Annotated in this window: 21 protein-coding genes; 13 read left to right on the top strand and 8 right to left on the bottom strand. The window is 51.7% G+C overall.

Annotated features, from left to right (window positions below; genetic code table 11):
* Positions 1–45: 45 nt before the first annotated feature.
* Positions 46–531 carry a GDYXXLXY domain-containing protein gene (locus tag QJT81_05745; GenBank protein ID WGZ95489.1) on the bottom strand — a complete coding sequence of 162 codons (486 nt, stop codon included), beginning with the start codon at positions 529–531 and terminating at the stop codon, positions 46–48.
* Positions 524–1,747, bottom strand: a complete 1,224-nt coding sequence (locus QJT81_05750) for a DUF2157 domain-containing protein (GenBank protein ID WGZ95490.1) — start codon at positions 1,745–1,747, stop codon at positions 524–526. The genes QJT81_05745 and QJT81_05750 overlap by 8 nt, the downstream gene beginning before the upstream one ends.
* A gap of 75 nt (positions 1,748–1,822) precedes the next feature.
* On the opposite strand from QJT81_05750, the gene QJT81_05755 reads away from it, so the two are divergent.
* From QJT81_05755 to QJT81_05770, 4 genes are read left to right on the top strand one after another with little or no spacing between them, the layout of a single operon-like run.
* Complete coding sequence (locus QJT81_05755) at positions 1,823–2,917, top strand: ABC transporter permease (GenBank protein ID WGZ95491.1); 1,095 nt, start codon at positions 1,823–1,825, stop codon at positions 2,915–2,917.
* 2 nt (positions 2,918–2,919) lie between these two features.
* A complete protein-coding gene (locus QJT81_05760) occupies positions 2,920–3,678 on the top strand; it encodes an ATP-binding cassette domain-containing protein (protein WGZ95492.1) in 759 nt (252 codons plus the stop codon).
* A complete protein-coding gene (locus QJT81_05765) occupies positions 3,679–4,614 on the top strand; it encodes an MlaD family protein (GenBank protein ID WGZ95493.1) in 936 nt (311 codons plus the stop codon).
* A complete protein-coding gene (locus QJT81_05770) occupies positions 4,611–5,207 on the top strand; it encodes an ABC-type transport auxiliary lipoprotein family protein (GenBank protein WGZ95494.1) in 597 nt (198 codons plus the stop codon). The genes QJT81_05765 and QJT81_05770 overlap by 4 nt, the downstream gene beginning before the upstream one ends.
* Here the strand turns inward: QJT81_05770 and QJT81_05775 are convergent.
* Complete coding sequence (locus tag QJT81_05775) at positions 5,190–5,570, bottom strand: hypothetical protein (GenBank protein WGZ95495.1); 381 nt, start codon at positions 5,568–5,570, stop codon at positions 5,190–5,192. The two genes, QJT81_05770 and QJT81_05775, sit on opposite strands and share 18 nt — an antisense overlap.
* An 87-nt stretch (positions 5,571–5,657) precedes the next feature.
* Between QJT81_05775 and QJT81_05780 the strand changes: the two genes are divergently transcribed.
* Genes QJT81_05780 through QJT81_05795 form a run of 4 tightly spaced genes read left to right on the top strand, consistent with a single transcriptional unit; the run spans position 5,658 to position 8,112 of the window.
* Positions 5,658–5,888, top strand: coding sequence for a DUF4258 domain-containing protein (locus tag QJT81_05780; protein WGZ95496.1), 231 nt, complete (start codon positions 5,658–5,660; stop codon positions 5,886–5,888).
* 11 nt (positions 5,889–5,899) lie between these two features.
* On the top strand, positions 5,900–6,085 hold the full coding sequence (locus tag QJT81_05785; protein ID WGZ95497.1) for a DUF2283 domain-containing protein: 186 nt from the start codon (positions 5,900–5,902) through the stop codon (positions 6,083–6,085).
* A 4-nt stretch (positions 6,086–6,089) separates the two neighbouring features.
* The gene (gene ispG / locus QJT81_05790; GenBank protein ID WGZ95498.1) at positions 6,090–7,313 is read left to right on the top strand and encodes a flavodoxin-dependent (E)-4-hydroxy-3-methylbut-2-enyl-diphosphate synthase; all 1,224 of its coding nucleotides are present in this window, start codon (positions 6,090–6,092) and stop codon (positions 7,311–7,313) included.
* 19 nt (positions 7,314–7,332) lie between these two features.
* A complete protein-coding gene (locus QJT81_05795; protein ID WGZ95499.1) occupies positions 7,333–8,112 on the top strand; it encodes a dienelactone hydrolase family protein in 780 nt (259 codons plus the stop codon).
* Between the two features lie 3 nt (positions 8,113–8,115).
* On the opposite strand, the gene QJT81_05800 is transcribed toward QJT81_05795, so the two are convergent.
* Complete coding sequence (locus tag QJT81_05800) at positions 8,116–8,898, bottom strand: formylglycine-generating enzyme family protein (protein WGZ95500.1); 783 nt, start codon at positions 8,896–8,898, stop codon at positions 8,116–8,118.
* 47 nt (positions 8,899–8,945) lie between these two features.
* Here QJT81_05800 and QJT81_05805 point away from each other — a divergent pair, with 47 nt between their 5' ends.
* The gene (locus QJT81_05805; protein ID WGZ95501.1) at positions 8,946–9,584 is read left to right on the top strand and encodes a phosphoribosylanthranilate isomerase; all 639 of its coding nucleotides are present in this window, start codon (positions 8,946–8,948) and stop codon (positions 9,582–9,584) included.
* A gap of 5 nt (positions 9,585–9,589) precedes the next feature.
* On the opposite strand, the gene QJT81_05810 is transcribed toward QJT81_05805, so the two are convergent.
* Complete coding sequence (locus QJT81_05810; protein ID WGZ95502.1) at positions 9,590–10,003, bottom strand: DUF3368 domain-containing protein; 414 nt, start codon at positions 10,001–10,003, stop codon at positions 9,590–9,592.
* A gap of 135 nt (positions 10,004–10,138) precedes the next feature.
* Here QJT81_05810 and QJT81_05815 point away from each other — a divergent pair, with 135 nt between their 5' ends.
* A complete protein-coding gene (locus tag QJT81_05815; GenBank protein ID WGZ95503.1) occupies positions 10,139–10,369 on the top strand; it encodes a hypothetical protein in 231 nt (76 codons plus the stop codon).
* The gene (locus tag QJT81_05820) at positions 10,359–10,778 is read left to right on the top strand and encodes a PIN domain-containing protein (GenBank protein ID WGZ95504.1); all 420 of its coding nucleotides are present in this window, start codon (positions 10,359–10,361) and stop codon (positions 10,776–10,778) included. The genes QJT81_05815 and QJT81_05820 overlap by 11 nt, the downstream gene beginning before the upstream one ends.
* Here QJT81_05820 and QJT81_05825 read toward each other — a convergent pair.
* Positions 10,771–11,145, bottom strand: a complete 375-nt coding sequence (locus QJT81_05825) for a hypothetical protein (GenBank protein WGZ95505.1) — start codon at positions 11,143–11,145, stop codon at positions 10,771–10,773. The two genes, QJT81_05820 and QJT81_05825, sit on opposite strands and share 8 nt — an antisense overlap.
* A 3-nt stretch (positions 11,146–11,148) precedes the next feature.
* Positions 11,149–11,715 (bottom strand): Uma2 family endonuclease, encoded by a 567-nt coding sequence (locus QJT81_05830; protein WGZ95506.1) that lies wholly within the window; start codon positions 11,713–11,715, stop codon positions 11,149–11,151.
* A 548-nt stretch (positions 11,716–12,263) separates the two neighbouring features.
* Between QJT81_05830 and QJT81_05835 the strand changes: the two genes are divergently transcribed.
* Positions 12,264–12,500: an AbrB/MazE/SpoVT family DNA-binding domain-containing protein gene (locus QJT81_05835; protein WGZ95507.1), complete on the top strand. Its 237-nt coding sequence runs from the start codon at positions 12,264–12,266 to the stop codon at positions 12,498–12,500.
* A gap of 2 nt (positions 12,501–12,502) precedes the next feature.
* A complete protein-coding gene (locus QJT81_05840; GenBank protein ID WGZ95508.1) occupies positions 12,503–12,913 on the top strand; it encodes a type II toxin-antitoxin system VapC family toxin in 411 nt (136 codons plus the stop codon).
* On the opposite strand, the gene QJT81_05845 is transcribed toward QJT81_05840, so the two are convergent.
* The gene (locus QJT81_05845) at positions 12,910–13,848 is read right to left on the bottom strand and encodes a hypothetical protein (GenBank protein WGZ95509.1); all 939 of its coding nucleotides are present in this window, start codon (positions 13,846–13,848) and stop codon (positions 12,910–12,912) included. The two genes, QJT81_05840 and QJT81_05845, sit on opposite strands and share 4 nt — an antisense overlap.
* Between the last annotated feature and the right edge of the window lie 182 nt (positions 13,849–14,030).

The following is a 14,030-nucleotide window of genomic DNA, read 5'->3' on the forward strand; positions in this document are numbered from 1 at the left end:
GGCAAAGCAAAATTGCTCGCCTGATGCATCAATAACGTCAGTTGCTTATGGCACGCTTGCTTTCCAAGGTTTGCCATCAATCAACAGGTCGCGGATGGCGGCATTGCCTGCCTTATCCACCGACACCACCAACTCGCCGCGTTTGTTGCGGACTTTGGTTTCCAGAGCCTGTGCATACGCTTCGGGAATGTAAAACTGCTCAATACCCGCGTTGAATGCAGCACTGCTGTCACAATAGCCCCGGATGAATAAGTCACAATCGGCAGGTAAGGCGTCAGCCAGGTATAGCTGACGTGTGGGGCGCAAACAGATCGCGGCTTCTACCCCGTGTGCGGTGCAGCCTGTACTCACCCCATAATCCACTTGGTACATCAGGTAATGCCCGGAAAGCAAATCACGCGGGTCAAAACCGATGATGGGCAATACCACCGCTTCACCGCTGGCACGTTGCACACTGTTCAGGTAAGCATTCAACGCCAACGCCAGAATAGGAACCAACAGCGCTATCATCAGCCCACTGCGCTTATGCATGTTGCCCCCTTGTTACCCACTGCCGTAAGCGGTCGCGCCCTTTGTACCACGCCCAAGTCATGCCAATAATCAGGCTACCGGAGAGGATCAAGCCCACACCCGTCGCGGCTAACCCGCCCATGGCCTGAAAATATACAATCACAAAGCGCAGCCCGATCAAAAAGGTCACGGCGTTAAAGGTATGTTGATGCCCAAGATTGCCTGCATGAATGGCATACAAAAACAAGATCAGCAGGGTCAGTAACGGCGCACGGATGTCGTCTGCTTGCCAAAAACTCACACCACTGCTGTCATGCGTGCCAAGCAAGGTATAGCGTTGTGCGCCGGTAAATAGCAAATCGGGGTGGAAGGCCAGCAACAACAGGGCGAGGCTTGCCAACAATAAGACTTTATTCAACCGTTGGTAATCGCGTTGCAGAATAATGCTCAGTGCCAACAATGCCGCCGCCCAATAAGCGGGGTAATACCCTGCGACGGGATAATCCCTCAGTTCTCCCCCCGAACGCGCAATATCAGCGAATGCCAGCGCGAGCATGGCACTGAACTGAAACCAGAAAAACAGGCTGCCACTAAACCCGCGCAGTGGTTTGAGGTGCTGACTGAGGTAATACAGCAAGGCGCTCAGCAGGGGGGCAAACAGCAATACGGCGGGAAATGCCTGCAAATGAGAGGGCGTATGCCCGCCCATGGCAGCCACAATGCTCCAGGACAAGCCCAGCAAGAACAGCGTTACCCAGAAAAAGCGCGAAAATAAATGACGTGCAAACAAACTGAGTAAAAACGTGATGGCAGCCCAAAACAGCAGGGCGTGATACCACTTGCCACTGATATGGTAAATCTGCGCAATCAGGCCGATGCTGGCCAGGCACAACACCATGAAACTCACCAGTAACACCTCAAACCACACACCGTGTTGGCGGTTGGGGTATTGCCAGACAATCCCCGCTGCCAAGCCGCCCAATAGCGTAAAGTCTGCACCCAGCTTTAGTGCATCGGGAAGCGTTGCCCAATTCGCGGCGATCAGGGAAATAATGCCCAGCCCAATAATGACCGCACCCAGAATCATGAAGCTGTACAGCCAGCCGTTTGAATGCTGGCGGTGCTCGGCTTCAAAGCTGAGGATATTGGCGTGTTGTGCGGGGGTGATAAGTCCCGCTTGTAGCCATTGGTTGAGTTTATGTAGGGTGCTCATGCTTTGCAGTGGTGAATCAATCATGAATGCATGGTTGCAGGTTTGAGGTACGACTACAAGCGGTAGCTATCCATAGTGAGAAGCAGGCACAATAAGGTCATGATCGAACTACGGCAACTTTCACAAAATGGCGAGCTTCACCTTTATTTGCAGGGTGAATGGGTGTTTGCGCAAATCGCAGCGATTAAAGCGGCCTTGCAACAGGTTCAGCCTGTGGTAGGTACGCCGTTGGTGGTGGATGCACAAGCAGTGGCACGGTTGGATGTGACAGCAGCATGGGTTGTGTATCAGCAGGCGCAATCTTGGATACGGCAGGGCTACGAAGTCCACTTTGACCATTTCCCCGCCGAATATCTGAGGTATTTCGCCGCCACAGAAGCCTCCGACTCTTCTCCCTCCCCTGACAAGGGGAGGCTAGGAGGGGTTTCTTTGTCCAACCTTTGGCAGGTATTGCGTTCTTTCATCACTTTCTTCGGTCACAGCATAGCCGCGTTATTCACCAGCCTGTTTTCCCCACACCTGTTCCGCTTTCGTGCTGTATTTCACCACGTATTCACCACGGGCATTAGTGCTGTGCCGATTGTGGCGTTGATTGCTTGCCTGATCAGCATTGTGATTACCTACCAAGGTGGCGGGCAATTGCGTGATTTGGGGGCGGAAATCTACACGGTGGATATGGTGACGATTTCGGTCTTGCGCGAACTTGGTGTGTTGCTGACCGCGATCATGGTGGCAGGGCGTTCGGGCAGTGCGTTTGCGGCGGAAATTGGGCTGATGAAAACCAATCAGGAAGTGGATGCTTTGCTGGTGATGGGCAAAGACCCGTTTCTGATTTTGGTCGTGCCGCGTTTGGTGGCGTTGGTGATTGCTTTGCCGTTACTTACGGTATTAGCTGACATCGTGGCGTTGATGGCGGCTGCGCTGATTGCATCCACCATTCTGGATATTTCGTTTGTGCAATTCTTTACGCATGTCCAAACCAATATTGAGTTCCGCACGTTTGCGGCGGGTTTGATCAAAGCACCGTTTTTTGCGGTGGTGATTGCCTTGATTGGTTGTTGGCAGGGAATGCGCGTTTCCGGCTCTTCTGCCAGTTTGGGGGAACACACCACTAAAGCGGTGGTGGATTCGATTTTTCTGGTACTGTTGCTGGATGCGTTGTTTTCCATCCTGTTCTACCGGCTGGGGTTTTAGTGATGGAAACGCTGATTTCGATTCGTCAACTCGTTAACCAGTTCGGCACACAACGGGTGCATGATGGTTTGAATCTTGAGATTTACCGTGGCGAGGTGTTGGGGATTGTGGGTGGGTCGGGTTCTGGCAAATCGGTGCTGTTGCGTACTGTGTTGGGTTTGCAGCCAGCGTTCAGCGGTGAGATTTATTTCGGTAGTACCGAATTAACGCAATTGCCCCCTGAGGATTTTACGCGCCTGAAGCAACATTGGGGAGTGATGTTCCAACGCGGTGCGCTGTTTTCATCATTATCGGTGGCGGATAATATCGAGTTTCCCTTGCGCGAGTTTTCCAATCTGAGCGCTCAGGAATGCCGTGAGTTGATGTATGTACGCTTGGAAATGGTGGGGTTGGAACGGGCGGTGGCGGATAAGTTTCCCGCACAACTGTCCGGCGGCATGGTCAAACGGGTGGCTTTGGCGCGAGCCTTGGTGCTTGACCCGATCGTATTGTTTCTGGATGAGCCGACATCCGGGCTTGACCCGGTATCCGCTGAGGAATTCGATCAGCTTATCGGTACTTTGCACCGCAATCTCAAGCTGACGGTTGTCATGGTGACGCATGACCTTGATAGTTTATTCTCAACCTGCGACCGTATTGCAATGCTGGTTGATAAACAGGTGGTGGTGGGGACGCTGCATGAATTGCTGGCAAACCCTCACTCGGAGATACAACATTATTTCAGTGGCGGGCGGGCGCGTGCGCTGCTCAGGGGGAATTGATTGGAACGGGATGCCCACTATTTTTTGGTTGGCTTGTTTGTCATCGTGATAGCGGTAGCGGGTTTTTTCTTTGCCGGGTTGTTTTACGACAAACCATCGACGGCAACAGCGGTGTATGACATCCACTTCGATACACCCGTTGAAGGGCTGGAAAAAGGCAGTGAAGTGCGTTACATGGGCATTAAGATGGGCGAGGTGTCTGAGGTGTTTTTATTGCCAGATAGCCCAGTGCGCGTCGGGGTGAGAATTAAGCTGGAAGTCCGTACTCCGGTGAATGCTGCGACGGTGGCGACCTTGCGCCAACAGGGCTTGACGGGCGTGCCGTTTGTGAGTCTGGCTCAAGATTCTTCTCTCGAATCAGAGCCGCTGAGCGTTAGCGCAGGCAATGCATTTCCGGTGATTCGCACTAAGCTGACGGATATGGATGCGGTGATACAACAATTGCCAAATCTGGAGCAAAACTTGAGCAAATTGGTGGCAGCAGCCAATGAGGTGTTCAATACGGAGAACCGTGAGCACTTGGCAGGTTTGCTGAAAAATCTGCACGAAGCCTCTGCCGGATTGCCGCAATTAATCGCCAACCTCAACCAGATTAGCCGTGAACTCAAGGTATTGGTGGAGCATCTGGATGGAGCGGTTCAGCGTTCCGAACAGGGTTTGGCGGGTAATCTGCAAGCTTTGCAATCTACCTTGGCTTCCATCAAACAGACGTCGCAGCGGGTGGATAAATTAGTGCAAGACATCGACCGCGTGGTGGTGAACAGTGAAGGACGAGTCAATGAGTTGCTGGGGGAAGGGGGGGAAAACCTGAAGTCTGTGTTGGATGAATCACGCAAAGCCGCCGTGTCGGTGCGCCAGTTGAGTGAGCGTTTGGAGCAAAATCCTTCACAGATTATTTACCAGCCTGTGCCGCAGGGGACGGAGTTGCCGCGATGAATTATTGGGTGTTTGCCTTGTTATTGGCGTTGTTGTCGGCGTGTTCTGTGCCGTTGAAAAGTGATTTGCCGGTCGAGCAGACTTACCGTTTAGCACCGTCGGTTGCTACGGCATCACAACGACTGAACGCGAATGTGTATGTGCCGAAAGTGACCGTCAGCCCTGCGTTGGATAGTGACCGGATTGTGTTGATCAAACCGCTTTTGCAGCAGGATTTTATTGCACATAGCCGCTGGCCTGATGATTTATCGAGCTATTTGCACGCGGTGGTGCTGGATGCGTTAGCGCGGAGTGGCAGTTTTCAGTCGGTTTCCGCGCAGATGCTGGGTAAGGATGATAATTACAAATTGCTGTTGCGGGTTGCCAGTTTTCAGGCGGAATACCCACCCGCTGGCAAAGGCAGTGCAGCCGTGGAAATCGTGATGGATGCTTCCCTCGTGCGGGTAAGGGATCAGCATTTGCTAGGGCAGCACCGTTATGCCGTGCGTAAGGAGCAGATTCCCGTCAGCACCAGTAAGATTGTGGCAGCCTTGAATCAGGCGTTGAGTGAAGTCATTGGCGCATTATTGACGGATTTACAGCGGGATTTGTAAGGCTTCCTGCATCGCTTGCGGGCTGACGGGGTATTTCAGTACCGCGTGAATGGGGAATAATGCCAGCAACTTATCGACGTATTGCGCTTCATTGGGTGGCACGAAAACGATCACTTTGGTGTGTGGGGAAAAACGCTGCAATGCCCGCAAGGTCACATCCAGATTGCACACATTTGCTCCGGCGTAGTTGTTGCCAAAGCCGTAGATGAATTCGCCGACCAGAAAATCCGGTGCTTGTTGCTGCACCGCTTTGTGCAATTTGCGAGCGGCGGTGAAGCGTTGTTCCGCAATACCAAGCTGCTGATACAATGCACTGAAGTTGGGGTGGATGGGTGATTCGATCAAAGAAAAAAGTGTTTGCATAGTTCCGCCATAATAACCCTGTCACTGCCAATTATCGCACGATAGGGCATAATGCCCCAATCCAAGACAGCCGGGAATAACATAAAGATGCAGTACAGGTTGAGCGATCATGCTAAGAAACGCTTTCAGCAGCGAGGGATCAAGCTGGAGTGGATTAGTGCCGCGCTGGCGTTTCCTGATCAGACCGAAAATGACCCCGAAGACGGCACGCTTGCCCATGCCTTGAAAGAAATTCCAGAGAAAGGTTTCAAGCGGCTGCGGGTCATTTACAATGAATCCATTGAGCCTGTTACCATTGTGACAGCCTATTTTGAATAAAGGGTGACTCCATGAAAATCGAATTTGACCCAATGGCGGACGCGATGTACATCCAACTTGCTGAAGGTGACGTGGCAAAAACCGAAGAAGTTAAACCCGGCATGATGTTTGATTACGATGCGGCGGGTAATGTGCTGGGTATCGAAGTCCTTTATGTCAGCAAGCGTGCTGAACTCCCTCTGAAACAGGCAGCATAACAACATGGCAAACAATCACCTTATTCCACGCCACCGCACTGTTCCTGTGAAGGTCGGCAATGTCACCGTCGGCGGCGAATTCCCCGTCGTCGTGCAATCCATGACCAACACCGACACTGCGGATGCAATCCGTACAGCCGCGCAATGTGCAGAACTGTTTCGCGCAGGCTCAGAGTTGGTACGCATCACCGTGAATTCGCTGGAAGCGGCGCAAGCAGTCCCCGAAGTGCGCGAACGCCTCGATAAAATGGGCTGCGATGTACCGCTGATTGGCGATTTCCATTTCAACGGACACAAGTTGCTAACGGCTGTGCCCGAATGTGCGCAAGCCCTCGCCAAATACCGCATCAACCCCGGCAATGTCGGGCGTGGCAAAAAGCGTGATGAGCAATTCGCGCAAATGATCGAATTCGCCTGCCGTTACGATAAGCCGGTGCGCATTGGCGTGAATTGGGGGTCGCTCGATCAGGAATTGCTGGCACGCAATCTGGATGACAATTCCAAACTGGCGCAACCGCTGGAATTGTATGATGTGATGCACGCTGCGCTGATTGAATCTGCGCTCACCAGTGCCGCCAAAGCCGAAGAATACGGTCTGCCGCACGATCACATTATTTTGTCGTGTAAACTCAGTGAAGTGCAGGGTTTGGTGCGGGCTTATCGCGATTTGGCGAGCCGTTGCGATTACCCCTTGCACCTTGGTTTGACCGAAGCAGGCATGGGCAGTAAAGGGATTGTGTATTCCACCGCCGCGCTTTCGATCCTATTGCAGGAAGGCATTGGTGACACCATCCGCATTTCCCTCACCCCCGAACCGCACGCCAAACGTGAAAAAGAAGTGATCGTCGGGCAGGAGATTTTGCAGGCACTCGGTTTGCGTTCGTTCACGCCGCAAGTGGTGGCTTGCCCCGGTTGTGGGCGTACCTCCAGCGACTATTTCCAACACCTTGCCGAAGACATTCAAAACTGGCTACGCGAACAAATGCCGGTGTGGAAAGATCAATACGCTGGCGTGGAAAGCATGTTGGTCGCGGTCATGGGCTGTGTGGTTAATGGGCCGGGCGAAAGCAAACACGCTAATATCGGAATCAGTTTACCGGGCAGCGGCGAAGTGCCGGTTGCGCCGGTTTACGAAGATGGGCAAAAAACCGTTACGCTCAAAGGCGACAATATTGCACAAGAGTTTCAGGCGTTGGTCGAGACTTACGTGCAAAAAACGTATGGATGACCCCAAAGGAGAACGTTACATGAAAAAACTATCAATGCTGGCAATCGCTGGTTTATCCCTGCTGGCAAGCAACGTTATGGCAGCCGTCAAAAGTGAAGCCGTATCCTATGAACACGACGGCACAAAATTCGTCGGTCAGATGTATTACGACGATGCCGTAACGGAAAAACGCCCCGGCGTATTAGTCGTCCACGAATGGTGGGGTTTAAACGACCACGCGAAAAACCGTGCTGAAAAGCTGGCAGAAATGGGCTACGTAGCATTTGCGGCGGATATGTACGGCGAAGGCAAATCCACCGACAAGCCAGAGCAAGCTAAGGAATGGATGACGGAAGTGACCTCTGACGTTGAGGCATGGCGTGCCACCGCGAATGCAGGTCTGGAACAGCTCAAGAAAAGCGACAAAGTAGACGCGGAAAAACTCGCGGCGATTGGCTATTGCTTCGGCGGCGGCACGATGATGCAAATGGCTTACGGCGGCACAGACATTGACGGCGTGGTGAGCTTCCACGGTTCCTTGCCTTCAGCACCGGATGGCACCGAAATCAAAACCAAAATTCTCGCATTCCACGGCAATGCCGACGGCATGGTTCCACCGGCAACGGTGAGCAAGTTTACCGAGCAGATGGAAAAAACCGGCGCGGACTGGCAGTTTGTCGCCTATGGCGGCGATGTACGCCACGGTTTCACCAACCCGAATGCGGGCAAATACGGCATTGAAAACCTGAAGTACGATGAAAAAGCGGATCAGCGTTCATGGGCGGGCATGAAAGCGTTTTTCGACGAAATCTTCAAATAAGCCTCAAAGCGAACGTGCTACGCGGAAGCCACGAAAAATCTGGCGACCGCTGGCATAATCCTTGACCCGATAGGCGGCGCGTAAATAGCGCGGTCTGTCGTTCCATGAACCGCCACGTAGCACCCGCTCGTGGTGGTTGCCAGCCTCTTCCCATGCTTGCGCATTCAGCGGTGCGCCTTGGTAGGAGTCGTGCCAGCAGTCTTGCACCCATTCCCAGACATTTCCGCATAAATCGTGTAAACCGAAGGCATTGGGTGGATAACTGCCTACCGGCGTGGTCATGCCGTGCTGCATGTGGTGATTGGCGTGGGCGCTGGTGATTTGCATTCCCCACGGGTAGGCGGTATGGCTGCCGCTGCGGGTGGCGTATTCCCATTCGGCTTCGGAGGGCAGGCGATAGGTCACGCCATTCATGCTGCTGAGCCAGTGACAATAGGCTTGCGCGTCGTCCCAACTCACGTTAATTACCGGACGTTTGCCGCGTCCCCAGCCGTTGTCGTCAGGTAGCGGAAAACCGCTGGCTTCGCAAAAGGTATCGTATTCGTCGAAGGTCACGGGGTATTTACCGAGTGCAAACACGGCAATGTAAACCTGGCGGGCGGGGCGTTCATGGGCAGTGCAACCGCCTTCCACGTCGTCGCGTCCCTCTATTCCGCCCATGAGGAAACGACCTGCCGGAAGGTTAACCATACGGGGCAAGGGCAGGGCGGTGCTGTAATCGGGTAGTGTTGCGTACATGCGTTTATCGTAAAGCAAGGCGGCGGCGCTTTCCTGTTTGGCTGACAAGCTGTCTGTGGTAACTTGACGGCTTTTATTGCTCAGGAATCACGGTTATGCGCTGTCGGGTAAAAGTGTGCGGAATCACCTCAGTCATGGACGCGGCAATGGTCAGCGCGGCGGGGGCGGATGCGATTGGGTTGGTGTTTTACCCCAAAAGCAAGCGTAATCTGAGCATCGCGCAAGCGGCGGACATTTGCGCGGCGATGCCACCGTTTGTCACTACCGTGGGCTTGTTTTTGGATGCGGAGGCGGATGTTGTGCGTGAAGTGCTGGCAGCCGTGCCGTTGGATATTCTGCAATTTCATGGCTCGGAAACGCCGGAGTATTGCCGCCAATTTTCGCGCCCGTATTTGAAAGCGGTGGGGATGAAGGGCTTGGCGGAATCGGGTGGCTTTGCGGCGTATGCGGCGCGTTTCCCCGATGCGCAAGGCTTTTTGGTGGATAGCCACGCACCGGGCGCGGCGGGTGGCACGGGCGAAACCTTTGATTGGACGCAAGTGCCGCAGGATTACCCCAAGCCGATCATTTTGGCAGGCGGGTTGACGGCGGAAAATGTGGCGGAAGCGATTCGCATCAGCCGTGTGTACGCGGTGGATGTGAGCAGCGGGGTAGAATCCGCGCCCGGTGTGAAGGATGTGGCGAAGGTGCAGGCATTTATGGCGGGTGTGGCAAGTACGGTAGCAGGCAATTGATATTCTCAGCGTTGCAGTTGTTGCAGAAAATCGCTTTCCAGTTGGGCAGACAGGCGGAAATTCATCCGCTTGATTTGTGCCACCAAGTCCAATACTTCCGTGGTGGGAATATGCCCGCGTCGTTGGTTTAGGAGCAGTACGCCGAGCAGCCCGATGATTTTTAGCCTCATGTTCTTGGCAATGTCGCTATAGGATTTGTCCAGTGCGCGAGCCAGTTCCCCCAAGGATAAGCCGCCGCTGGCATAAGCGCGGGTCAATAGCCAGGTTTTCAAGCCTAAATCAAACAGCGGGTCATCCAGTGCGGTGGCGAGCGCAAAAGGTTTGCCGCGTTTGGAAATCAGCAGGTGTTCCTTGGCTTTCATTGCTTTGGTTAAGACGGCGGGGTTGGTTTTCAGCTCTTTGATGCCGATGGTTTGCATAGGGAAATCCTCAAGTGCTACGTTTAGGTAGAACTAAAGTAGGTTAATTGGGTATGTGTAAAATGGAAGTACTGACGGTGTTAGAATGCCGTGCTACACTGAACCCGTGTTACACGACTTCACGGGTATTGTTTTATGACCAATTTTACCATTACGCTTGATGATGAAGATCTCAAGCAAGCACGCATCGCAGCGGTTCAACAAGGTACGTCGTTGAATGCCATCATCCGCAATTTCATTAAGGAATTCATTAGTCGCAACCAGCGTTATCAGCAAACCACCGATCGTATTTTGAAAAAAGCGGAAGCATCAACCTTCAGTAGCGCAGGGCGTAAGTGGACACGGGAAGAGCTTTATGAGCGCTAAGGCATTCTTCGATACGAATGTGTTGGTGTGTGCGTTCGATAAAAATGAGCCAGAAAAACAAGCGATTGCTAAGCGTTTGATTGGTCAGTTTGGTAGTGATGGGCAATTGATCGTAAGTACCCAAGTGCTACAAGAGTTGTATGTCACACTGAGCAAAATGGGTAAGCAGGCACTTCCAGCGGAAGAGGTTGAAGAAATCGTTAATGATTTTGCGGAATATCCCTTGGTGCAAGTGGATAAGATGATTATCGCATCTGCCATGAAACGGCATCAGAGCAAAGCCTTTTCATTTTGGGATAGCCTGATTGTGGAGGCGGCGTTGCAGGCGAATTGCCAAATACTGTTTAGCGAAGACATGCAGGATGGGCGGGAGATTGGGCAACTTGTGATTAAAAATCCGTTTAAGTGATCATTGCCCCCACCCCACACTTATCGGGTAAACAGGGGCTTTTATGATCACCACCGACGCACACGCAGATGCTTTCATTCAACGCTGGCAGGGCAAAGACGGCTCGGAAAAAGCCAATCTCCAACTGTTCCTCGGTGAATTGTGCGAATTGCTTGGCGTGGAAAAGCCGCAACCTGCTCATGCGAATAATGAGATGAACGCTTACGTGTTTGAACGGCGCATTGATCTGTTGAAGGTTGATCACCGTTCCAATACGGGGTTTATCGACCTGTATTGCCGTGATTGTTTTGTGCTGGAAGGCAAATCGACGGGCAAAAAATCCGGTTCTACCGGATTGGATACCGCGATGATTCGCGCGTATCGTCAATGTTTAACTGAAAAACTCCGCCACCTTGCACTCAAACCCCGGCAGGATGGCTTCATCCCGCACCACCGCATCCCCTTGCAGGATGGTGAACTGGTTCAAGGCCGTATAAATCCGCAAGGTCTGGCGGATGGGGTCGGCAATCCACACCCGGTCTACACCAATGGCAAAATACTCTTCCAGCTTTTGTTCCACATCCAGCCAGCGGTCACGCGGGGACAGTACTTCGACTACCAGTTCTGGTGCAACATCCAGATAGGAATCCGATTTGACCTGTTGCAGGCGGGCATGGGAAATGAACAGTACATCTGCCCCACGCACCGTATCCGGGTTGCGGCGAGTATAAATGCCCACCTCTCCGGTCATAGCTTTGCCAAGTTGCTGTTGTGTGACGAAGCGTTTCAGCACACTGCCGATACTAAGCTCGACATCACCGTGTAAAAATCCCGTTGGTGGCATGATTTTTATCTGTCCTTTTACCAGTTCCATGCGTTGCACACTGCCCAAATCGTACAGGTCTTCGCCGGTCATCACGGGGGGTAATTCATATTCAATGCTGACGGTTGCACTCATTATCGTTCCTCACAAAAGGTGATCCGCAGATAGCCCGATTGTAGCATGGAAGTGATGATTGCCCCCACTCCACACTTAGGTTAAACAGGGCGACCGCATATAAATTTGCATTGAAACAATGCAGTTAGCGACACTACCGGTTTTAGCCGTTACGGAAAACCATGATGAGTGCCAGCCTGATAGATCATTTTTCGCCATTGGAAGATCCCCGGATAGAGCGTAACTGACCACTATCCTAAAATCAAAGCGATGCTGGATAGTTTGCCAGAATATCAACTGGCAGTGTCTCCACTGTTACGCATGGAAGTATTAGTCAAGCCTTTACGAGATGGGAATACCTTGTTGATGCAGCAATACGAGGATTTTTTGGCGCAACAAATCTGGTTGCCTATCCCCGACATTGTTTACGAACGCGCCTTACAGTTACGCGCAATTCATCGCCTGAAAACCTGTTTCAAACCCTGTTGGTTTGCTTCGACAAGTAGGTTGCATTCACCTTCTCCTTGCCCTAGCATAGGCTCATATATATGCCTGATCTGGAGGTCAACATGTTAGCCGAACGCCACGTCCGCCTGTTCCGCAACGGGCGCAACCAAGCCATCCGCATCCCCCGCGAATTTGAATTAGCTGGGAATGAGGCGATTATTCGCCGCGAAGGTAATCGTTTGATCATCGAAGCCCTGCAACGCCCCTCATTGCTTGCTTTTTTAGCCACCTGCAAACCATCAGATATAGATTTTCCCGACATAGACAATCTGCCACCGCTGGACGATGTGGTGTTTTGAGCATGACCAACTACCGCTACCTGCTTGATACCAATATCATTTCTAACTTGTTCCGCGAACCTCAAGGCAATGTCTACCAACACTTGCAGCGCGTCGGCGAAGGTGCAGTTTGCACGAGTATCATCGTCGCTGCTGAATTGCGTTTCGGCGCAAAAAAACGCAATTCCCCAGCATTGACTGCGTGGGTGGAACAAATACTTTCCATGATCGACGTGCTACCGTTTGATGCTCCAGCAGACCATGCCTATGCGGAAGTTCGTGCCTATCTTGAAGCTGCTGGGCAGATTATCGACCCGAATGATTTGCTGATCGCCTCCCACGCTTTGCATCTGGGTTTAGTCGCTGTAACCGATAACACCGATGAGTTTAAGCGTGTACCGAGTTTGATCGTGGAAAACTGGTTATTGCCCTAATCAATTGCCCAGCCATCCTTAAGTAGTTCATCCACATGATTGAACAAGCGTTCTTGTCCCGTTTGTTTATTGGTTATGACTATCTTTCCATCTAATAGATTTTGCAGGGTAATGTAGCCAGACTGCTGGTTAAGGTGTTTGAAGTGCAATTTTCCATCAAGAGCGATTTGCATGTTATAAATCATGTCTCTTGTTTGCTGCTTCAGTGCTTTTGTCCAGTCTTTGTTTTGACAGTTGATGTAACGAACCGGAAATGATGCGCCTTTCGGAAATAAGTGGGCAATGGATTTGTGGCGATATTTGAGTCGTCTTTCTTCATCGGCTAGTTCGCCGTTGAATGCCCATCGGCTGTCTTCAACCTGATACCATTCACTGATTCTGTAAACTTCCCGTGTCAAGCCGCGATAAGTTGCAACCGCATACTTGGCTACTTTCCTTCTATTACCACCAATCTTCCACGAGGCACGGGTTGCTTCGTAAATTTGGTCAGTACTCATGTCCCGCTTAAACAGCTTGTTTATATTGATCAGCAATAGTGGTTCGGCAGTTTTTTCGTCGAAGGGGTCTGCTTCGTACATAGCTTTGATTGCATCTGTACTCATGAGTCCGAAATCATTGGAATAATGACCGTTTTGGTCGTTTCTCAGATTTTTTAGGCCGATGAAATCAATCATGGCGGCTTCCAGTTCAAAAGCGGTTTCTTCGGTCAAGCCGTGCCGTAGGATGAGGTGTTCGACAGCGTTTCCGGCTTTGTGGATTGCTTGAATGTGCTGAATTTTGTCTGATTCGCTCCCTTGATCCTTTAGCGCATTGGCAACATGGGCGAACACTCTATTTTCTACACCCTTCCCGACATAGAAAACTGTTTGATCGCGGGGATCACGCAGGAAGTAGACATAATAAGCGAGTTTTTTCTGGACTTCATCAGAGAACATTGATTGATCACCTGCTGGGTTGTTGCATGTGTAGGATATGACACTCGTATTCGGATGCCAATGTCTTTGCAATGCGTGTCTGCTGTTCATATAACCCAACCGCAACATAGCTAGGTTTTACCACTTATGCTAACTTACCCCGTTTTTACGATCTTCTACGTAGGAGCGCGGTAACGTGAAAT

The organism is Candidatus Thiothrix putei, from assembly GCA_029972225.1.
Lineage (GTDB): Bacteria > Pseudomonadota > Gammaproteobacteria > Thiotrichales > Thiotrichaceae > Thiothrix > Thiothrix putei.